The 21,687-nt window shown below is 44.6% G+C and carries 19 protein-coding genes and 1 pseudogene; 9 read left to right on the forward strand and 11 right to left on the reverse strand.

The genetic code is table 11. The features are described from left to right. Positions 1-3: 3 nt before the first annotated feature. Positions 4-1,236 (forward strand): peptidase T, encoded by a 1,233-nt coding sequence (pepT, locus tag MHI27_RS29530; RefSeq protein ID WP_042192723.1) that lies wholly within the window; start codon positions 4-6, stop codon positions 1,234-1,236. Positions 1,237-1,332: 96 nt separating this feature from the next. Here pepT and MHI27_RS29535 read toward each other — a convergent pair whose 3' ends face one another. From MHI27_RS29535 to hxlA, 3 genes are all read right to left on the reverse strand, one after another. After that, on the reverse strand, positions 1,333-1,710 hold the full coding sequence (locus MHI27_RS29535; RefSeq protein WP_036682121.1) for a helix-turn-helix domain-containing protein: 378 nt from the start codon (positions 1,708-1,710) through the stop codon (positions 1,333-1,335). An 85-nt stretch (positions 1,711-1,795) separates the two neighbouring features. After that, positions 1,796-2,353: a 6-phospho-3-hexuloisomerase gene (hxlB, locus tag MHI27_RS29540; protein ID WP_076284915.1), complete on the reverse strand. Its 558-nt coding sequence runs from the start codon at positions 2,351-2,353 to the stop codon at positions 1,796-1,798. Between the two features lie 7 nt (positions 2,354-2,360). Further along, a complete protein-coding gene (hxlA, locus tag MHI27_RS29545) occupies positions 2,361-2,993 on the reverse strand; it encodes a 3-hexulose-6-phosphate synthase (protein WP_405175249.1) in 633 nt (210 codons plus the stop codon). Between the two features lie 263 nt (positions 2,994-3,256). Here hxlA and MHI27_RS29550 point away from each other — a divergent pair, with 263 nt between their 5' ends. From MHI27_RS29550 to MHI27_RS29575, 6 genes and pseudogenes are all read left to right on the forward strand, one after another. Next, positions 3,257-4,648, forward strand: coding sequence for an MATE family efflux transporter (locus MHI27_RS29550; protein ID WP_076284917.1), 1,392 nt, complete (start codon positions 3,257-3,259; stop codon positions 4,646-4,648). 146 nt (positions 4,649-4,794) lie between these two features. Beyond that, positions 4,795-6,471, forward strand: coding sequence for a GAF domain-containing sensor histidine kinase (locus tag MHI27_RS29555; RefSeq protein WP_341059219.1), 1,677 nt, complete (start codon positions 4,795-4,797; stop codon positions 6,469-6,471). Between the two features lie 16 nt (positions 6,472-6,487). Then, complete coding sequence (locus MHI27_RS29560) at positions 6,488-7,180, forward strand: response regulator transcription factor (RefSeq protein WP_042192733.1); 693 nt, start codon at positions 6,488-6,490, stop codon at positions 7,178-7,180. A 151-nt stretch (positions 7,181-7,331) separates the two neighbouring features. After that, positions 7,332-7,895 carry an NADPH-dependent FMN reductase gene (locus tag MHI27_RS29565; protein WP_405175250.1) on the forward strand — a complete coding sequence of 188 codons (564 nt, stop codon included), beginning with the start codon at positions 7,332-7,334 and terminating at the stop codon, positions 7,893-7,895. Beyond that, the gene (locus MHI27_RS29570; protein WP_405175251.1) at positions 7,892-8,359 is read left to right on the forward strand and encodes a VOC family protein; all 468 of its coding nucleotides are present in this window, start codon (positions 7,892-7,894) and stop codon (positions 8,357-8,359) included. Before MHI27_RS29565 ends, MHI27_RS29570 begins: the two co-directional genes overlap by 4 nt. A 44-nt stretch (positions 8,360-8,403) precedes the next feature. Then, positions 8,404-8,865 (forward strand): annotated as a pseudogene (locus MHI27_RS29575) (VOC family protein). Between the two features lie 104 nt (positions 8,866-8,969). Here MHI27_RS29575 and MHI27_RS29580 read toward each other — a convergent pair. The 3 genes from MHI27_RS29580 to MHI27_RS29590 form a co-directional block, all read right to left on the reverse strand. Next, entirely contained in the window at positions 8,970-9,200 is a 231-nt protein-coding gene (locus MHI27_RS29580) for a cold-shock protein (RefSeq protein WP_042131520.1), read from the reverse strand. 118 nt (positions 9,201-9,318) lie between these two features. Then, positions 9,319-9,519 (reverse strand): cold-shock protein, encoded by a 201-nt coding sequence (locus MHI27_RS29585; RefSeq protein ID WP_019914790.1) that lies wholly within the window; start codon positions 9,517-9,519, stop codon positions 9,319-9,321. Positions 9,520-9,776: 257 nt separating this feature from the next. Beyond that, on the reverse strand, positions 9,777-10,055 hold the full coding sequence (locus MHI27_RS29590) for a hypothetical protein (protein ID WP_042192741.1): 279 nt from the start codon (positions 10,053-10,055) through the stop codon (positions 9,777-9,779). Positions 10,056-10,294: 239 nt separating this feature from the next. Between MHI27_RS29590 and gdhA the strand changes: the two genes are divergently transcribed. Further along, complete coding sequence (gdhA, locus tag MHI27_RS29595; RefSeq protein ID WP_042192743.1) at positions 10,295-11,680, forward strand: NADP-specific glutamate dehydrogenase; 1,386 nt, start codon at positions 10,295-10,297, stop codon at positions 11,678-11,680. Positions 11,681-11,766: 86 nt separating this feature from the next. Here gdhA and MHI27_RS29600 read toward each other — a convergent pair whose 3' ends face one another. Together MHI27_RS29600 and MHI27_RS29605 are read right to left on the reverse strand one after the other, a co-directional pair. Next, positions 11,767-12,480, reverse strand: a complete 714-nt coding sequence (locus tag MHI27_RS29600) for an HAD family hydrolase (protein ID WP_149645438.1) — start codon at positions 12,478-12,480, stop codon at positions 11,767-11,769. 33 nt (positions 12,481-12,513) lie between these two features. Further along, positions 12,514-15,081 (reverse strand): DUF2339 domain-containing protein, encoded by a 2,568-nt coding sequence (locus MHI27_RS29605; protein WP_405175252.1) that lies wholly within the window; start codon positions 15,079-15,081, stop codon positions 12,514-12,516. A gap of 157 nt (positions 15,082-15,238) precedes the next feature. Between MHI27_RS29605 and MHI27_RS29610 the strand changes: the two genes are divergently transcribed. Further along, entirely contained in the window at positions 15,239-16,279 is a 1,041-nt protein-coding gene (locus tag MHI27_RS29610; protein ID WP_076297995.1) for a copper amine oxidase N-terminal domain-containing protein, read from the forward strand. Between the two features lie 100 nt (positions 16,280-16,379). Here MHI27_RS29610 and MHI27_RS29615 read toward each other — a convergent pair whose 3' ends face one another. From MHI27_RS29615 to MHI27_RS29625, 3 genes are all read right to left on the reverse strand, one after another. Then, complete coding sequence (locus MHI27_RS29615) at positions 16,380-19,100, reverse strand: CHASE3 domain-containing protein (protein ID WP_405175253.1); 2,721 nt, start codon at positions 19,098-19,100, stop codon at positions 16,380-16,382. 245 nt (positions 19,101-19,345) lie between these two features. After that, a complete protein-coding gene (locus tag MHI27_RS29620; RefSeq protein WP_081393116.1) occupies positions 19,346-20,053 on the reverse strand; it encodes a DNA alkylation repair protein in 708 nt (235 codons plus the stop codon). 18 nt (positions 20,054-20,071) lie between these two features. After that, positions 20,072-21,646: a diguanylate cyclase gene (locus MHI27_RS29625; protein ID WP_405175254.1), complete on the reverse strand. Its 1,575-nt coding sequence runs from the start codon at positions 21,644-21,646 to the stop codon at positions 20,072-20,074. Positions 21,647-21,687: the final 41 nt, after the last annotated feature.

Here is a 21,687-nt window from a genome sequence, read left to right on the forward strand (position 1 = left end):
ACAGTGAAAAAAGAGGTTATAGAACGGTTTATTTCGTATGCTCAAATGGATACCCAATCGAACGAGGATAATGAAACTTGTCCGTCCACTCCGGGGCAGATGGTGCTGGCTCACAAGCTGGTCGAAGAGCTCAAGGAGATCGGCATGGATGAAGTGCAGGTGGACGAGCATGGGTATGTCATGGCTACACTCCCAGCCAATACGGAGAAGGATGTTCCGACCATTGGTTTTTTAGCGCATCTCGATACAGCAACTGATTTCACAGGAACAAATGTAAAGCCACAGATCGTGGAGAACTACGATGGCAAAGATATTCTTTTGAACAAAGAATTAAATGTTGTATTGTCTAAAGCGAGCTTCCCAGAGCTGGCAGAATATAAAGGCCATACATTAATTACAACCGATGGTACCACCCTGCTTGGCGCAGACAATAAAGCCGGTATTGCCGAGATTATGACAGCTATGAATTACCTTCTTCAGCATCCAGAAATCAAACATGGCAAGATTAGAGTTGCCTTCACACCGGACGAAGAAATCGGCCGCGGACCTCATAAATTTGACGTAGCTGCTTTTAATGCTTCCTATGCTTACACTGTGGACGGAGGCCCACTCGGTGAACTAGAGTATGAAAGCTTTAATGCTGCATCAGCCAAAATCTCGGTTTACGGCGTCAATGTACATCCTGGTACTGCCAAAGGAAAAATGATTCATTCCGCAAAAATCGCTATGGCGCTCCACCTTAGACTCCCTGCTGAGGAAGCTCCAGAATTCACAGACGGTTATGATGGCTTCTACCACCTTAGCTCCATAGAAGGCACACCGGAATTCAGCAAGCTTCAATATATCATTCGTGACTTCGACCGCGAGAAATTCGAGGCACGTAAAGCCTTTCTTTCTGCCATCGTAGATGAATTCAAGAGCATCCATGGTGAAGAGAACATCGTGCTTGAAATGAAAGACCAATATTACAACATGCGCGAAAAAATCGAACCGGTGCGTCATATTGTCGATATTGCCCATGAGGCGATGGAGAATCTGAACATCACGCCGATCATCCGTCCGATTCGCGGGGGAACAGATGGCTCACAGCTTTCCTACATGGGGTTACCTACACCTAATATTTTCACGGGGGGCGAAAATTTCCACGGCAAATTCGAATACGCCTCTGCTGACAACATGGAAAAAGCGGTGAACGTAATCGTCGAGATCGCCAAGCTGTTCGAACAAAAAGCCTAAATCGTAATTCACGTCACTCCATATTGAACACAAAAAAATCCCTGAAAAGGTCGATTCAGACCTCTCAGGGATTATTAATGTTCAAAGTCTATTCGATTAGCATCTTTCTTCCGGCGGCGTGTCTTTCCAGATCACGTTTTCCCCGTAATTCTTACCCCAATCATACATCAATCGAAGGACGGGAAGCAGGCTTTGTCCATATGAAGTCAGAGAATACTCTACTTTTGGAGGAACCTCGGCATACACTTTCCGAAGAACCAACTGATCTTCTTCAAGCTCTCGAAGCTGATTGGTCAACATTTTCTGCGTGATATGAGGAATTAGCTTCTTCAGCTCACTGAACCGCTTTGTCCCTTCAAGCCCAAGATGCCACAGGATTATCAGCTTCCATTTGCCTCCGATCACCGCAAGCGTCAGTTCCTTCTCGCAGTTAATTTCCTTCAAATTGATGCGATCTTTAATCTCGGTCGCCATAACTAAAGCGCCTCCTCTCTCCTGTTGTCATACTAACACAAAAACGAATAACCTCCTTACTAGGAAGGCATTCGTTTCTGTACTCTCACTCTAAATTAGCATGCTTGCCGAACATCTGCTTAGTCGTTTGCCCCGTCTTCTCCATCATCCGCAGAATCACTGCATCGTAAAAGACTAACATCGTCTGTTCGAATAAAGAAGCCATTGGCTGAATCGTGCTGTAGCCTCCGCTGGTCTGATCTTTTGTAGATCCCGGCAGCTTCACTACATAGCTCGCTAAACGTCCGACGGTCGAGTCCGGCGCAATCGTAACTGCAATAACCTCTGCACCTACTCCTTTGGCCTTCTCTGCCATAGAGATCAGCCCCTTAGTCTCTCCTGAACCCGAACCGAGCACAAGCACATCACCAGGCTCAATACCCGGGGTTACCGTTTCTCCCACGACGTACGCTTCTTTACCGACATGCATGAGTCGCATTGCAAAAGCTCGTCCCATCAATCCTGATCTACCAGCCCCGGCCACAAATACCTTATTCGACTGAAGAAGCAGTTCAGCCATTCGTTCAGCCTCTTGATGATCAAGCTGAGAAATGGAGCGCTGAAGCTCCTCTATAATTTGCTGCGCATATTTCAATGTGTCCATTGTAATCTTAAGCCTGGTTAACTAGACGTTTCATCTCTGCCGCTGCGGCCTTTTGATCAGCCTCACCCGTAATGCCTCCGCCAACGATAACAAGATCAGGATTCGCTGCAATAACTTCCGGAAGCGCACTTAGCTTGATACCCCCAGCGATAGCGGTTTTAGCCTGTTTAACCACACTTTTAATTGCATTCAAATCTGCAAAAGAATTTTTCCCTTCCGCCTGATGGTCATATCCAGAGTGTACGCAGACATAGTCTACGCCAAGTGCGTCTACTTCAGCCGCTCTTGACTTAATATCTTTTACATTGATCAGGTCAACCAGAATCTCTCTATTCGTCTTCTTAGCTTCCTCCACCGCACCCCGAATAGTAGCATCATCAGATACACCAAGCACAGTAACGATATCAGCACCAGCTTCTGCCGCCTTCATCACTTCATATCCACCAGCATCCATGATTTTCAAATCAGCCAATACTGTCAAAGCAGGAAAAGCTTCCTTTATTGCTTTCACCGCATGCAAGCCTTCATTAATAACGATAGGTGTTCCAATTTCAACGATATCTATATATTCAGCAACCTCTGAGACAATCTCTTTCGCTCCCGCAATATCCACTAGATCCAATGCTAATTGCAATTTCATATTTATTTGCACTCCTTGTTAATATATTTTAGTAAGTCATGTACAAATTGTAGATCCTTACATCCTTTAAGGGAAGTAGGCACTTTATTGTGATGTAGTTACCTGGAGGATACTAATGTGCTGCTGCCAGCTTTATCTTTGCAGACATTAACAACCTTTTGTCATATTTTTGTAAAAGTACTGCATTTTCATGAAAGCTGTGCTAACATTACAGTTTGTTTATGGAATAACAGCAATTTAATCATGATGTAAGAAGGTGTACAATGAAGCACAATAATCACCAAGAATTTAACCTTGTAAAACTAACTTGGCCGATATTCCTGGAACTGTTCCTATTTATGCTCATGGGCAGTGTGGATACTTTTATGATCAGCTCCGTATCGGACGATGCCGTATCGGGTGTTGGCGCAGCGAATCAGATTATCGCGATGGCTATTTTAGTTCTCAGTGTAATTGGTAACGGCGCAGCGATTGTGGTCTCCCAATACCTCGGTTCCAAAAAACCTCTGGAAGCCGCTCAAGTGACCGGCAATGCCATTACCCTAAACCTGTTAGTAGGAATTCTCCTAAGTACGTTTTTGCTGATATTCGGAGGGACTCTACTAACTGCCCTGAATGTAAAAGGGGATATTCTCGTTTACGCTAAATCCTATATACATATTGTCGGGGGCGGTATTTTTCTCCAAGCATTAATCAATGCTCTGGCGACCACAATCCGTACGCACGGTTTCACTAAACAGACGATGGTCGTATCCTTGCTGATGAACATCATTCACGTGGTGGGTAACTACTTACTCATCTATGGTCATTTTGGACTTCCAGCGTTAGGTGTCGAAGGTGCAGCTATCTCAACGGTTGTCAGTCGGTTTATCTGTCTTATTATTTTCTTCTTATTGCTCTACAGAGTGATGGAGGTACGGGTGAAGTTAACCTACTACATTCATCTTTCCAAAAAATATGTGCAGCAAATTCTCAAAATCGGCATCCCGTCCGCGTTTGAATCGATTATTTATCAATCTTGTCAGCTCGTATTCACGCTGTATATTACCTATCTGGGCGCCGAGGCTATGGCCACTCGTCAATATGCGCTCAACATTTCCAATTATATTTATTTATTCAGTGTAGCCGTCTCTATGGGAACCTCCATTATCGTAGGACATCTGGTGGGAGCTAGACGTCCCAAGGAGGCCTATAAGCGTGTATTCACCAGTGTGAAGTGGGCACTTCTGGTCACAGTAGTAATAGATGTGCTTGTGATCGTCTTCCGGGTACCGCTATTCGGCCTCTTCACAGACAACGAGAACATTATTCTGATGGGGGCTCAGGTTATACTGCTTAGTTTCTTCCTAGAGACCGGGCGTACAACTAATTTGGTCATCATTAACTCACTACGCGCCTCGGGCGATGCGAAGTTCCCAGTATATATGGGACTGATCTCCATGGTCTGTATGAGCTTACCCCTTGGCTATTTTCTGGTATTCCAGCTTAACCTAGGATTAGCCGGTGTGTGGATTGCCACTGCGGCTGATGAGTGGACAAGAGCTGTCATTATGTATTTCCGCTGGAAGAGTCGAGCTTGGGAGAAACATGGACTGATTCAGCACGATGATGTAGAACACAGCGCGCCTTCCACTACCCCTGCAGCTGTAAATTAACGAATTTATTTAGGTGGTTCTCTAAGGTCATACCAGATCTTAAGGGTCCACCTTTTTTGTCGCTTCATGATTACAAAATTTTAGAATGAATGAAGCATTCTACGTTACAATAGATAGAACGTAATTAATCTAAAGGGGAGAACCTCATGTCGGAAGAAACCGGGATCCACGAGTTATTGACGCTCAAGACGATTGCGGAGACCTTAAACAGTTCCAATGAGCTCAAACCGATGCTCGATACAGTTATGGGCAAGCTGTTAGATCTAACAGGAAATACGGCAGGCTGGATCTTCCTGAGCGAAGAGAATATGGAGTATGAATTCGCCGCAGATCGGGGTTTACCGCCAGCGCTGCAGCGGGACAATAAACAGCCGATGCAGTGTGGAAGCTGCTGGTGCTTAGACCGCCTATGGGACGGACGGCTAGAGCATGCTGTTAACATTCTAAACTGCAAGCGGCTGAGTAATGCCAGGCAAAATAACTGGGGCGATACATTAGGGATCACCCACCACGCCACTATCCCACTGCATTCAGGCGATCGCTACCTAGGACTTATGAATGTAGCTGCACCGGGCAAAGCACATTACCCCGACAGTGAGCTGGCTCTGCTACAATCCGTGGCCCTGCAAATTGGCAGTGCCATTGAACGCATGCAGTTATATAGCACCGAGCAGCGCCGTGCCAATCTGTACGCCAAATTAGGGGAGTTCAGCGCTGCTTTGAATATAACGGCTAGTGAATGCATCTCCCCAAGCATTCTTGTGGAGAAAACCACCGCCCTGATTGGCCAATATTTCGATTGGCCTTTTGCAGCGATTATTGGACAACACGCGGGCAAATTCGAAGTACATGCAGCCGCTCATGCAGCTAATATAACACCTGAATTAGCCCCTTTTGAGCTCTCTTATTCCTTTAAGAATCGTCTAAGGGATATTGCAAAAGGACAGCGCTTCGCAACATTAACCTCTGACGAAGAACAGGAAATTACGAACTCATGCTGTTCCGAACAGCCTGTTACAGAGCGAGTTGTAATGCTTGCCGTCCCCTTTCGGCAGATTACTGCACATGGTTCAGCCATTCTACTCATCACCTCGCCTAAAGCACTCGCCTCCGCAACCGCAGATGGAGAAGTACTCGAAGCGATTGCCGAGCATATTTCAGCTACACTGGAAAGTGTACAGCTCGGAGAGAAGCGCCGCGAAATCGCGCGTCTGGACGAGCGGAATCGACTGGCCCGTGACCTCCACGACTCGGTGAACCAGATTCTGTTCTCCCTCTCGATGACGGCCAAAGGTGTAGAAAGCATGCTGCAGCAAGAGCACATCTCCCATCCGGCTGCTGAGGCTGTCCGCGATATTCAAGAGCTCTCTCAATCTGCACTCAAAGAAATGCGTGCTTTAATCATGCAGCTTCGCCCTGCAGGACTGGAAGCCGGGTTATTGACCGCGCTGCAGGCTCATGGTCAGCAACTAGGGCTGTTAATACAGACTCAACGCAGCAGTGTACTCGAACTTCCCCGCAATGTGGAAGAAGGACTGCTGCGCATTGGTCAAGAAGCACTTAATAATGTACGAAAGCACTCCGGTGCTTCTAAAGCTGAAGTATCTCTACTTTTGAACGCTACCGAGGTGATACTGAGCATTGCCGATCAGGGCAAGGGCGGTGCCAAACGGCGCTGTAACACAGACACCAATGAATCTCTCGGCCTGCATATTATGAAGGAAAGAGCCGAGGCGCTCTACGGCCATATTCAGATCCACAGTGAGGAGCACCAAGGCACAACGGTTGAGGTAACCATCCCTTTGCCCCTCCAATCCACATGAAGTCGGGTGATCACAAATGACAATAGGTTTATTACTGGTTGACGATCATGCAATGGTTCGTCGAGGGCTACAAGTGTTTCTCTCGACACAACCGGACATCAAGGTTATCGGAGAAGCGTCGAACGGCCGCGAGGCACTAGAGAGAACGGCTGAGCTCCAGCCGGATATCATATTAATGGATTTGCACATGCCCGTTATGGACGGCATCGAGACGGCTAAACAGCTGCGGGTCTCCCATCCACAGGTCAAAATCATTGTGTTGACCTCCTTTTCAGATCAGGATCATGTACTCCCTGCTATCCGCGTAGGGATCAAAGGGTATTTGCTAAAAGACATAGAACCAGAAGCGCTGGTAGTCGCCATCCGCAAGGTACACAGTGGTCAAGTTGAGCTGCATTCCGCAGCTGCCAGTCAACTGATGAATCTAATGGCAGCTTCTACACCAGAACAACTGAATGTTAGCAACTCAGATCTGAATGGATCCAGTACTACATCGGTTACAATCACCGGATCTGAGCTTCTTACTCCGCGAGAGCAGGAAGTGTTAGACCTCATTGCACTAGGTATGAGCAACAAAGAGATTGCCAGTAAGCTGGTCATCACCGAGAAGACTGTTAAGACACATGTCAGTCATGTACTGGGAAAGCTGAACTTATCGGATCGGACTCAAGCTGCCATTTTTGCATTGAAAAGCGGCTACAACTCATAGCGCCACAGCTCATCTACAACTATAGTCTTAGACGCTCAGCACAATTGCTGAGCGTTTTTATTATGCAGGTTCATTCCATGTGCTGACGTCAACAAATGTCGATTCAGCTATCATTGGTTTATAGCAATCGACCTTATAGGAGTGGATACAGATGAAAGTCATGATCCTGACAGGCAGCAATCGAAAAGAAGCGACCAGCACGAAGTTGGCAGAGCATGCCGCACATTTTATTAATCAGCAAGGCGAACAAGTCACCCTGTTTAATCTCCATAAACGCCCACTGCCCTTTTATTCACCAGATGAGTCTTACGCGGAGCATGAGCATCTAAGCGCCCTCCATCAAGAGATGCTAACTGCGAACGCAATCATCCTGATTACCCCGGAATACCACGGTTCCATGAGCGGCGTGATGAAAAATGCTCTCGACCATCTAGGCCAGACGCACTTCAACGGCAAAGTGGTATTGTCTGCTAGCTCTGCAGGTGGAGCTGTAGGTGTAAGCTCATTGCTTCAATTGCAGGCGGTTGTACGCAATCTACATGGGATTAATACGCCAGACTGGATCTCCATCGGCGGGATGCAGCGCAAGCAGTTCGAGGTTGAATACGACGGGTACGAGGGCGGTCAAGAAATTGAAGATCGCATTCGCCTAGTCTTAGAATCATTCCTAAATTTAGCTCGCAAAATCAATAGCCCGACAGGTGCCGCCCTATGATCAAAGGACTGTTTGAAACCCATCTGAACGTGACTAACCTTGAACAATCTGCTCATTTCTATGAACATGTTCTGGGACTACCCTTAGCACATTCGGAGAATACTGAAGGCCGCAAGCGGCGATTTTACTGGATTGGAGAAGATCGTAATCAGGCCATGCTGGGGATTTGGGAGAAGGCACCTTCCGAGGTTGTGCGTCAGCACTTTGCTTTCCAAGTAACGCTTGAGGATTTGAAGCAGTCAGTATCCTACCTGAAGGGCAAGGGGATTGAAAGCTCCAACTTCCTCGATGATGATAAGGGACAATTGTATGTATTTGGCTGGATGCCAGCCGTATCCGTGTATTTCAGTGATCCAGATGGTCATTCCTTAGAGTTCCTAGCTATACTGCCTGATTCACCCAGACCTGAGCTAGGAATGGTACCCTGGAAAGAATGGGAACTAATACATGAAAGAAATTGGTAGTTATTGATAAAATTCAGGCTAAGCCTGCACGAGGAGACGAGAATATGATAAAAGGACTATACGAAGCACATTTACCAGTAAGTAATCTTGAGGTATCTATCGAATTTTATGAGAAATTGGGATAAAAAATGGCCTGGCAGGATGAGGAAACTGCATTCTTCTGGATTGAGGAAGGTCGGAGTTGGATCGGCATTTGGGAAGGAAAGGAAGTAGCAACGCCATACCACCCATCTTTACGGCATATTGCCTTCCGCGTAACTTATGAGGATCTGAAGCAATCACTGCAATGGCTGGAATCCATTGGGGTAGACGCTGTTCCGTTCCGTAATCGAACTTCCGTTGAGCCTTTTATTCGAGCTTATCAAGGGAATGCTTCTGTGTACTTCAACGACCCGGACGGCAACAGCCTGGAATTGATGTGCCATGTAGAGGTTCCTCAACATTTGAAACATCTCTCAGAGAATATCATCTTTACCGAGTGGGAGAAACTGCTCGACCATAAATAAAAATACTCAAACAAAAAACAGCTGCCCACCATCAAGGGTCCAGCTGTTTGAGTATGTTAGCTGCTTCTATTTAACCATCTCTTGCATGGTTTTAGTAAAGGCTGTTACTTAATCGTGATGCCTTTCTTCATAGCCTTCATATCTGAATTCGTGTTCACAAGCATTGGCAGTATCTTCATACTTCTCGTCATGGGAGAGTTACATTGCCAGCAGGTAGGTACGTACTGAAATGCAAAGTTATCGCGCATCCAACCGGTGCAACCTTCCTTGGTACAAGACCAAATGGCTGTGTCTTCCTGCGGAAGATCCTCCAGTGCTTTTTTACGAAAATACATAAGTACCCCTCCTTGGATCGAATCGAGACGATTTCGCCACCCTATTAGGGGCAGATTCATAAGATGAAAAATAAAAAAGCTGCCCTCAACTTGTGTTAAGGGCAGCCTAATTTTCGAATTACAGTTTTACAACGTTTTCGGCTTGTGGTCCACGAGCGCCTTGAGTTACGTTGAACTCAACGCGTTGGCCTTCGTCCAAAGATTTAAATCCGTCGCCTGTGATTGCGGAGAAGTGTACGAATACGTCGCTTCCACCTTCAACCTCGATAAAACCAAATCCTTTGTCTGCATTAAACCATTTAACTGTACCTGTTTGCATGATATTACCTCCAATATTTTATTTAACACATGTCCTTTTATTCCTACGTAGTGTACGAACAAATAAAAATTCACACATTGGAAAAGGACTCATACGCACAAATGATAACCTTTTACAATATGTGAATTAAGGGTTAAATTTATGATTAACTTCATTGTACCACACTAAATCATTGAATGCAATGTAAATGCCTACTTTTTTCATTCCGGCTCAATATCCTCTATATTAAAGGCTTTAGAGCCGGAAATGTGCACGGGTTAATCGATGTATCCTGCCAACCCTTTATCCATTAAGTAATCCATCTCCGCATCAAGAATCGTCTCCACTGTGATTTCATCCAGCTTCACATCACGCTGGCCAACAACATAATCAACCAGATCATCATTGTCGATGTCTACCTCGCCTTTGGCATTAGCCTTGGCGTTATTGATAAAGGTCTGTTCATGCTTCAATACTAAACGAATTAATTTAGGATCTACTTTGGTTTTGGCAGATAATACGGTTACTAATTCCTGCTCGTTTAATTTGTCACTCATTTTTCAAATTTCATCTCCCTACAATTATTACATCTCCATTGTAGCATATTTCACGCTTTAACGCGTCATTACGCGAAGTATACCGCGGTTTGTTCACACTTTTCTTGCTATCACAGGCTCTGCAACATTCCACTTCAGGTAAGTTATTTAATAAAAACAGTTGTGAGGAACATTGACTTGTGCCAAAATATAAAAAAAGTGTTGGACCAAATTGAATACTAGAAAAGGCGGTTGAATTCATGAGCTCTGTATCTTCCCAGCAATTAGACACAAACAGCAACAAGGCACATCGTTATATCGAAGACGTATACGCACAGGTTGTTGCGCGTAATCCTTTCGAGCCCGAATTCCATCAGGCTGTAAAGGAAATCCTTGAATCTTTGCTTCCAATCCTGGCTGCTGAACCTAAGTATCAGGAAAATGCCATTCTGGAAAGATTGGTTGAGCCAGAACGTTTGATTATGTTCCGTGTTCCTTGGACAGATGATCAAGGCAAGGTCAGAGTTAACCGTGGATATCGTGTACAGTTCAGCAGTGCCATTGGACCTTACAAAGGTGGACTTCGTTTTCACCCATCCGTTAATGCTAGTATTATCAAATTCCTCGGCTTCGAGCAAATCTTCAAAAACGCTCTTACCGGCCAACACATCGGCGGAGGTAAAGGTGGATCCGACTTTGATCCTAAAGGAAAATCCGAAGGCGAAATCATGCGTTTTGCACAAAGCTTCATGACTGAATTGCAAAATTACATCGGTCCTGACCAAGACGTTCCTGCAGGAGATATCGGTGTAGGTGGTCGTGAGATTGGCTACATGTACGGACAATACAAGCGGATCCGCGGAGGATATCCGGCTGGCGTATTGACTGGTAAAGGTATTGGTTACGGCGGAAGTCAGGCTCGGACAGAAGCTACTGGTTACGGTACAGTTTATTTCGTAAACGAGATGCTAAAAGCAAAAGGCCTTTCCTTTGAAGGAAGTCGCGTTGTTGTTTCCGGTTCTGGTAACGTAGCGATCTATGCGATTGAAAAAGCTGTACAGCTAGGTGCAACAGTCGTAGCTTGTAGTGACTCCGCTGGATATATCTATGACGAAAACGGCATTAACCTCGAAACTGTCCGCCGCCTGAAAGAAGTCGAAAGAAAACGGATAAGTGAATATGTGAATGAACACCCTAATGCTGTGTATACCGAAGATTCCACGCAAATTTGGACTATTCCTTGTGATATCGCCCTTCCGAGTGCTACTCAGAATGAGATTGATGAAGCCATGGCATTGAAACTGATTGAGAATGGTGTTAAAGCAGTAGGCGAAGGCGCCAACATGCCATCCACCCTTGAAGCTATTCACCAGTTCCAACAAGCTGGCGTGCTATTCGCACCTGCCAAAGCTGCTAATGCTGGCGGCGTAGCTGTATCTGCGCTTGAAATGGCCCAAAACAGCATGCGTATGTCCTGGAGCTTTGAAGAAGTTGATACGAAGCTGCATGAGATCATGGTTTCCATCTATCAACAGTCTGTAGATGCATCCGAGCAGTATGGACAGTCCGGCAACCTCGTTGCAGGAGCGAACATCGCTGGATTCAAGAAAGTAGCCGATGCTATGTTGGCTGAAGGCGTAATCTAATCAAGCATAAACAAACGGCGTTGTGATCATACGAAGTCCCCGTAACCGGTGAGTAAGAAGCCGGGGACGGGGACTTTTTAATTCAACTATGAGTTCCAACCTGGGATTTGCCGCAAACCACCATCCCATATAGAATACGTACTCTTCACAACCATATCGGACGGTGAAGAAGCCGTGTGAATGTAACAGGAATCAATCCCTGCCTTCAGAGCACCCTCAATATCCGTACGAGGATCATTTCCAATCATAATGGCTGAGCTCAAATCCGCTCCATACCTTTCAACTAAATAGCGATAAAATAGCGGATCAGGCTTGCTCACCCCTGCTTCCGAAGAGATCGCAATGCCATCAAATAGATGTATGATTCCGAGCATAGTTAACTCTGCCTCAATAAATGTCTTCTGCCCGTTGGAGAGCAAGAATACTTTTTTGCCACGTTCTCTTAACGTTTGTAGAATTTCAGTCACACCCTCATATAGAGAGATATGGACCATTGATAACGTCCGTAGCCACCTCACGGTTTCATATAACCACGCTTGATCCGGTTCTCCACCTAATTGACGGGCCACAGACCGAAACACTTCCTCCATTACGAAATCTGGATACTCGCAGCTCCGTGCGGCTTCACCAAGTTGAAGATCTCGCTCCCGCAAAAACCGTTCTTGCAGTTCACCACCTGATAGAGAGAGTCCCTGATATCCGAAATGGAGAGCTAACCTTTCCCATACCTGAGATTGCTCCTCATCTGTCTCAATATCAATCAGTGTACCGTACAGATCGAAAATATAAGTCTGATACATCCCCGTCTTCCTTCCCATGATTCACATTGTAAGTTACCCCTTAGTCACATTCTCCGTCGCTGCCTGCCCCTCCTCCATTTTGTTTGACACCTTTTGATAGAGATAGGAGATCCCGAGCAGGCAAATCCCAAAGCTGGCATAAGCGATAATTTTACTTCCGGTATTCAGTAGTCCCAGATCGTATAGCAGCAGCTTACCTGTCGCCAGAAGCGTTAATCCAAGGCCGAAGCGCCGGATATACACATATCTTTTGCGAAAGCCGTACATGATGAACAGAACTGCTATCAACAGATACACAAGACTAAATATTAATCCCGCATCGCTTAATTGCAGCTGTACCCCTAGAAAAGCGGTGATGATTCCGAGTAGATACACTCCCATGAAAACAGGATAGATCTCCATACTTTTATACTCACGTTTGAGCAAGGTGATCAACAGATCACGTCCACTAAACCATACGAAGATATTGAAGATGATAAGTACACTCAGCGCAATATAATCAGCACCAGTATTACGTGAAAGATCATTCTGCAGGCTTGGCAAGCCTACTGTAATCACCAAACAAATAGCGTAGCCGATCCCAAAGAGAAGTCTCACAAAATACTTAACAATCGTGTCATAAAGCACCTTCACCTTTGGCAATGCATAGGCCAGAACAATAGTTAACAGAGCGGACAACAGCAAACTATAGAAGGTTCTATGCGAGAAATCCTCCGGTACAGCCAGACGATACAGTCTTCTCGATTCATACAAACCATAGATCCAGAAATTCAATAATGCCGCGTATTTAAACCACAGAGCTAAGGTGATTTCGTAAGGCTCACTGCGCTGTAGGACATCCTTTCGATTATGCTGAACGGCGTACCATACGGCAATGATCAGCATGCCTGCAGTAATGAAGACATATTTTAGCGGAAAATAGACGTCTGCGGAATTCAACCATTCATTGGCTATACTGAGCTGCATTGGTACATTTAATCCGAAGAACACCGCAAGGCAAAGCGTTAAAATCCCCCAGCCTGCCCTTTCCATCCCTTTAAACCGATTCAGATTACCAAACAAGGTAAGCACAACGCCTTCAACCAACCAGCCAATGGACCACCAAGCCGCTCCGAATTGGAACGGAATCATCAGAATACCAAAGGTCAGCGAAGTAGCGTAGAACAGCAGCATGCTTTCTTTTTCTTGTGGCATCAGCTTTTCAAGCCCTCGTCCAAGCCCTAGATACAGCAGACAGAAGAGCAGCGCCAGCGCACCATTGTAATCCTTGAGCCCTGCATCCAGAAATAGAAGATACAAGGTAAGACAGCTAATAAACGTGTTGCATCCCAGTAGAGAGAAATCCCACCAAGACAACTTGGAGCGATACTTGAACGGGTACCATAACGTAATGCCCAAATACATCGCAAAAGTCAGCACCGCATAAATCATATTCATTCCGTTGCTATCCGATAACGCTATTAATATCAGCATGGAGGGTGTATTAAATAAGTAGCTGATGTAATTGACCACGTTCCAGCGTTTGCGGAAGGAGATCAGTAGAATGAATAAATTCAGAAGAAACAAGTAGCCCATTGCCACATAAACTGCGTTGCCTGAAAGTCCGAAAGCCCCAAGATAAGAATATAGTGGCAGGTACCCTCCGATTAAGCCCAAAGCACAAATACTTCGTGATTCATACCTTAAAGACAGGAGTACCGCAGTCAAAGTGACGAGCACGGATAAGGACAGCCCTACATAAATACTGATAATATCCAGTAAAAAATAGCTATAGAAAATAGAGCCGTACAGCACTGAAATCCCGCCGCCAAGTAGCCCTAAAGCGAACGTCCCTTTTCCTTTGCGGTATAGCCACTCCCCGCCCCCTAACATCAGTAAACCCAGTAGGAAAAAGGCGCCTCCCTTCATATAACCGGTGAACCAATTGGAATAGGAGTATCTGAATGCTGCTCCCACGGCCAAGATCAGCAACAAGATCCCAAGCTTGTTAATCCAGCCTAGTCCAATTTTCATTTCGATCTGATTTTGTTTTCTTCGACGTTCCAATACTTCTTCACTGATCTCTTCTGAGGCAAAATCATGTAATCCGTTATCCATTCTGGAGTTCAGAGCAATTTCGGATTCCCTCAGTCTTTGTCGCTGCGCTAGTACACGCTCATTTAACTCCGCCGACAACGCTCCAAGTCGACTGGATAACTCCGCTTTATCCTCACCGAGCTGCCTCGCGGCTGTTTGGTACAGCTGCTGAATATGACGCTTTGTGTCCATCTCAAAAGCCGTCAGCCGGTCCGTATGGGCAAGGCTTTTAGAGGCAAAATAAGTCTGCAGCTTCTGTCTCGACAGACTAAGAATGCCAAGCTTCTCATCTAAAATTTGTTCCGTTAGCGTAACTTTTAGCTCTGTATTCTCTTCTTGAAGCTTCCCTACCTGAGTCTTTAACTCCACTAAAGCAAGCTTATGTTTCTCATATTGCTTCTTTAAGTGTTCATTCTCGTTGACCAGATCGTGACTTTCATATTCCGCGATCAGAGCTTCATATTCCTTAATAAGCCCGTCCTGCTGGACCTTCATGAATCTAAGTCGATCTTTGAATGACTCCATAGCGCCTCCTAATGTGAGCGATTGTTAATATTTCCATTTTACTACAAACGGAAGGATCTCTTACTCTTTTTTATGCAAAAAACTGCAACATATTTGAGGGATGTCCCGTCTAGATAATAACAACACTAACAAATGAAATTAAAAGGAGCTCACAACTATGAACAACATTTTAAAAACAAGTACAGTTCTTTTAACTTTGTCCCTAGCACTATCAACAGGAGCAGCCTATGCCGCACCAACAACAACTTCTGCCAAAAATGATGCTGCTCAAACTACCGTTAGCGCTAACCAAAAAACATTTGCGATTGAAATCAACGGTTCCGCTCTGAAAGAAACAGGCTTCCAAACTACAAATGGCAAAGAGCCTATGGTGCCACTTCGTTCGGTTACTGAAGCACTTGGCTTTGAATTGACTTGGAATGGACAAACTAAATCCGTTGATCTTATCAATGGTGCTGTGTTCACTACAGTGAAAGCCGGAGAAGATCGCTATAGCATTAATAAAATGAATACTACGCTTGGAACTGCACCACAATTGGTTGACTCCATTTTGTACGTTCCAGCTTCCTTTGTAAGTGAAATCATCCACCACAACATGACAGTGAAGGGAGATTCCATCGTGATCACTGCTGCTAATCAGGAAGAGCATATGACCAAGACTGGCGTGATTACAGCTGTCAATAATGAGGGCAAATACCAATCCGTTCAGATCCAGGGTGTAGGCACAGATGGCATCGTACTGAATGTAGGTGAAGATACGACTATCGAAATGGCAGACGGTACTAAGCTTGCTCTAAAAGATCTTCATATCGGTATGACCGTAAAAGCAGAGCATTCCATGATCATGACCATGAGCCTGCCACCGCAAACTCCAACTTACAAGATCACTGTTCTAGATGAGCAGAAACAAAATGATCTTTTGGGTACTGCAGGTACCATTGAAGAAGTTCAAAAAGACGATGAAGGAAACATCAGCATCACCGTTAAAGGCAGTGGCCTGAACGAACAGTCACAACAAGAAGTAGTACTTCGCATTAGCAAAGATACCGCGCTAATTAATACCGATGGCAAAGCTGTAAACAGCAGCGAGCTTGTAAAAGGCGCAAAAGTTATAGGATTCTACAGCCCTATGCTGACTAAGAGCCTGCCACCAATCGGCACAGCTGCTAAAGTCGTAGTAGATTCCGCTCAACAATAAGAAGCATAACGTTATTAATAGACATATCGCACAAACTAAACAAGCGCGCGCCAATGAAGTATTGGCGCGCGCTTGTTTGATTTTTCTAGAATCTAGCACTCTATGAATCACTAGTTAAGAGCAATTGCATCAAAGCTAATAAACGGTCTAAGTTAATGGGCTTGCTGAGATAATCTGTTGCTCCCGCTTGTAAGATTTTCGCCTTATCTTCCTTCAGCGCTTTCGCAGTCAGCGCTATAATTGGAATTTGCTTCTTTGTCGGTATTTCTCTGATTCGATTGATAGCCTCATAGCCGTTCATTACCGGCATCATGATATCCATAAGAACGATGTCTATGGATGCAGATTGCTCCAGCGCATGTATGCCTCTCTCTCCATCCGCAGCTGTAGTCACTTGCAGTCCACGCTTCCTTAACATGTTAGACAGCGCGAACAGATTCCGCTCATCATCATCCACAATTAGAACATGCTTATGATTTAGCGAGGTGAAATCGCTACTAATATTCTCACTGGTTGCAGCGGCAAGAGCAACCGAACCTTCTTCCTCATGACTAAGATCTACTACTTTCTCAGTGATTTCTTCAAGGCTAGGATCCTGAAGCTTCAATGGCAAATACACCGTAAAGACACTACCCATTCCTTCTTGACTCTCCACTGTAATTCTACCGCCGAGCAGTGTTGCCAGTTCTCTGGATATGGATAACCCAAGCCCAGTTCCACCATATTGACGTTCTGTATTTCCATCCGCCTGTTGAAAAGCTTCGAAAATAATGGACTGCTTCTCATAGGGGATCCCAATTCCAGTATCTTTGATGGCGAAAGCAATAAATAACCCTGTTTCCAAATTTCCTAATTTCACTAACTCGTCTGTAGTCGCTAAGCGTATTTCAAGCGTTACTGAGCCTTTAGCTGTAAACTTAAACGCATTGGACAGCAGATTTATAATAATTTGCCGTACCCTTTGAGCATCCGAATAAAATAATGGAGGTAAGTCCTCCCCGATTTGTATATGGAAAGGAATCTCTTTTTTTCGAGAAAGCTGATTGAAGCTCTGAAGCATAGCCTCCGGGATCTCCGTTAGATTTATTGCTTCAATTTCAATATTCAGCTTCCCTGCTTCAACCTTGGACAAATCCAAAATATCGTTAATCAGCCTAAGCAGATCTTGTCCAGAAGAATGTATAGCTTGTGAGAATTCAATATCCTCCTCGCTTAAAGCTCCCGACTGATTCTCCATGAGAAATTCGGAGAGTAACAATATGCCGTTAAGCGGGGTTCGGAGTTCATGAGACATATTGGCCAAGAACTCCGATTTATATTGAGAGCTTTGCCGCAATAACTCCGCAGATTGAGCAAGCTCGATTTGAGCTTGTTCAGCCTCAAATGACTTTCGTTCGGCTAAGAGATTCTTCTCCTCCAGCTTTCTATTCGTTGCATGTAGCGACTCTGTCTGGATTTGCAGCTCCTCAGATTGAGTTTGTAGTTCTTCGGTATACACCTGAAGTTCTTCGTTTAAACGCTGGGATTGTTCCAGAAGCTGCTCAATTCTCATACTGCTGATCGTACTGTTAATTGCAGCGCCGAACGCATCTGAAATAGAATCCAAGAATTCAATCTGCCGCTCCGTAAGCGGAGAGAAGGTCGCAATTTCCACCACAGCAACTACTTCACCTGAAAAAGAAACTGGAAGTAATAAAAGGTTTTTCGGCGCAAAAACGCCCAGCCCAGACTGAATATTGATATAATGCTCCGGAAGATCCTGTATATGCATCAAGCGCGCCTCTTTAGCACATTGACCAACCAAACCTTCTCCGATATGAAATATCCGATGATCTGTAATGTTGCTACTCCCACCAAACGTGGAGGTTCTATTAAACAAGTCCTGATCATGTTCTTGTGTCCGTATATATAAGGCACTGTATGGATAATCAATAACTTCTGCCGTTTTACTTAAAAAGATGTCTCCCAGTTGTGAGACATGTGTGATGCCTGGATATCTTGACAGTAAATCGTTAGCATGATCCTGAATCCATATCCGCTCTTGTTGCGTATCTATCAGATGATTCGTAGCGACGCTGAGATCGCTGATTTCATCATTCGTGGTAATCTCCACTCTTGTCTTCATATCTACAGAAGAATCTAAACCAGCAATCGTATGGGTAACCTTACGAATCGTACTAACGATAGCATGTGAAATGATCCACGAGGCGACCACAGAGGTAATAGCAATAATTGCCCAAGCAATATAAAGGAAATCTAGCAGCAATTTGTTTCGATCTGCCTGTTCGGCTATCAGAGTATTAGTGTTCTCATTCATCGTCTCGCGGTAAGTACTGAACTGACTACGAATCCGGTCCATTTGGTCCTTGCCATCATCCGAATTGAAATATCGTAAGATTTCGGCTTCCTGTCCCTCTTTTTTCAACTCTATTACATAATCCCCGGATTGCTCGATCCAATGCTGGATACTATTTTCGATGTCCACCAGACGCTGAAGTTGCAAGGAATCATTAGCATTCAGCACGGAGAGCTTATCATAGCTTGCCTTCCATTGTGCTTTTCCCAAATTATAGGGCTCCAGATATTTTTCATCGCCGGTGATAATATAACCTCTCTGTCCTGTTTCCATATCAAGAATGTTCTTCTCGATCTTGTTTGCCAAACTAGTTATCTCTCGGTCCTGATGGGAAATAAAGCTGGTTTCCCGCTGTAGCGTATTAATTCTATCATGCATGATCATAACAAATCCTAATAGACAGATCACGATCAAAACTGTAACGGATAGTATTTTATACTGCAAAGTAAATCGATGTTTTTTCACAAAGTGCCTCCGTCCTGTCATCTAACTAGCTCTTTGCCTAAATCCTTATATTAATAGCTTTTTCTCCTGCTCCAATACCCTATGTAGACATCTATGTGAATTTTTACTGCTTGTAAATTAAACACTTTTGGATACCGTTGAAACACTCTTTATTTGCCATAAAAAACCTCCAAGTTCACTCGCTCCTCAATAGAATATGAGGGGACATGGAGTGACTACTTGAAGGCGATACTACACGGGGTATATTAACAAATACAAGTCTTCTTCTTCACACCAAGCTTTCCAGCCTGTTCAACCTTAGCAATATAATCTACTGCCAGCGGTACTTTACATGCAGTTTGTCCCATTTGTACCTGGACCTTTCCAATGCTTGCAGCAATCTGCGTTGCCTCATCATGCAGTTCGGTTACGCTGCTGGCGGCGATAATTACAAACATATTCATCGTGTAACGAACTCGATTCCGTTCCTGATGAATGGTAGATTGTATTTGCTGTAGTAGCTTTCTGATCTCAGCGATGTCTAGCAGATCATCCGGCGTAACTGAAATGTAATTCCCATAAGTACTCCAGCCACAGGTGGCCACCATTTCATCCGATGAAGAAATCCATTCTCTTGCAAGTTCTAATGCGTAAGGGCTCTCTGCAGCGACAGACGCTACCGTATATTCCGCTAATCCAGAGCAGTAAGCTGCCACTACCCAGCTTTGAAGCTCTTCCTTCGTAAGCGTCTTGGGGTCAACTGTAAGCCCTGCCAAATACATCGCATCATAATTCCCCGTCTGATACAAAGCGCGAGCTAGACCTTGGTCTTTCTTGATATCCTTTACCAGCTTCTTCATGTCCCCTATCCTTACTCCAAATAAAGGCTCCTTAGCACCATGTCGTATGAAGGTACGCTTCGTCTGCTCTGTACCCATTTCCTCAAGCTTACTCATCACTTCATTAATTGTCAGATTCATTAGAACACCTCTTTATCCCTTCATCGCTTCTCTTAAAATGGGCTCACGACCCAACGTTACTCTATTCTTGCCCGAATTCTTGGAACGATATAACGCTTCATCCGCTTCCCGATATAAATCTTCGAAAGTCACCTCTCTGCGCTCTGTAAAAGAAATTCCGATGCTAGCGGTAAGCTGAATGCTATCGTGTTCGTTCAAAATTATTTTATAATCACTCATCGTAGTGCGAAAATCCTCTGCTTCCATCAAGGCTGCACGTTTATCCTCAGCAAAAAAGCATACAGCAAACTCCTCGCCCCCGACTCTTCCGGCAATGCCTTTGTTTTGGTACACCTGAAGTATTTTATTCGAGAAATCAACTAATGCCTGATCTCCTGCTAAATGACCATAGGTATCATTAATTAACTTAAAATCATCGATATCAAATAACAACAGCGCCAGTCCTAGCCCGTCCGGAATCGTTTGATTTTGCACCATTTGCATAAAGTGCCTGCGATTATAAAGTCCCGTCAAATCATCTATCGTTGCTTGATAGACCAATTCACGTTCATACCGCTTCTTTTCACTATGGTCACTAAAAACAATTAGCATCCCCTTGTTCTCTGTTGCCTGATGTTCAGTCGCTATCAAGGAAACCCCATAACAAACCTCTCTTATTCCAGTACATACAATCTCAAACTGTCCTTCGGTCCTTTGACTATAATGAGCGCCAATGTCCTTGTGATGCCTCATAAAAAGATCAATATTTTTCCCCATCCAGGTCTCATTCGATATCCCGGTAATCTCAAACAAAATGGAGGTTGCAGCCTCATTTATACCAATGATAATATCATTCCGGTCTGTCAAAACTACGCCGTCTTTCATATGCTCCAGGATTTTAATTTTAGTTAAAGGATAGATCGTAGATTTGGAGTCAATAAATAAACACAAATAAGCCGCTATAATTGCGGGTAGATAAGTGAAGGCCGTAAAGCCTGTAAGCGTGATCTTCAACAAGGGAAGCAAAAAAACAGAAACGACCGGAACCAGTAACCCGGCAAATAGTAAGAACGCACGTCGCAAAAAAGCTCTCGGTCTATTCATTAAGGAAACACCTAGCAAGCAGACCGCATATAGACCAAATAGCTGATCATAAGCAATAAAAGCCATGCTAAGAAGCGTAGGCTTTACAGTAATTCCACTAACACCCGCAACAGTGGCCATGCCCACTTCACTACGCATTAGATGATGATAGGTATCCGTAAAAATAAGCAGTACGTCCAAAGCAATTGGAATCGAGAAAATAGCAAGTTTTACAGGTAGGCGTTCCGCGGAAGGAGACACATATTCTTTAACGACAGCATAAGTAAATAACGCACTTAAAAAAAGCGGAGCCTGCTGCATATTCTTCCACCACAGCTTAGCCTGAAAAGAGGATGACATGACCTCTCCCGCCGTTGCAATAAATATGAGGCTGACCAGCAGCATTAAGATCCATAAATAGCGTCTTCCTGCCGACTTTCGATGTCGATAGGAGCTGATGCCCATGTAAAAGCTTAGAACACTGCCCATTAATAAGTAATACGGATATCCTTGAATCCACGGCATGCCATATTTCTCCTATTTTTCAAGTCGCTCCTATCATTATA

Origin of the sequence: Paenibacillus sp. FSL H8-0261, from assembly GCF_045040645.1 — a bacterium.
Lineage (GTDB): Bacteria > Bacillota > Bacilli > Paenibacillales > Paenibacillaceae > Paenibacillus_AQ.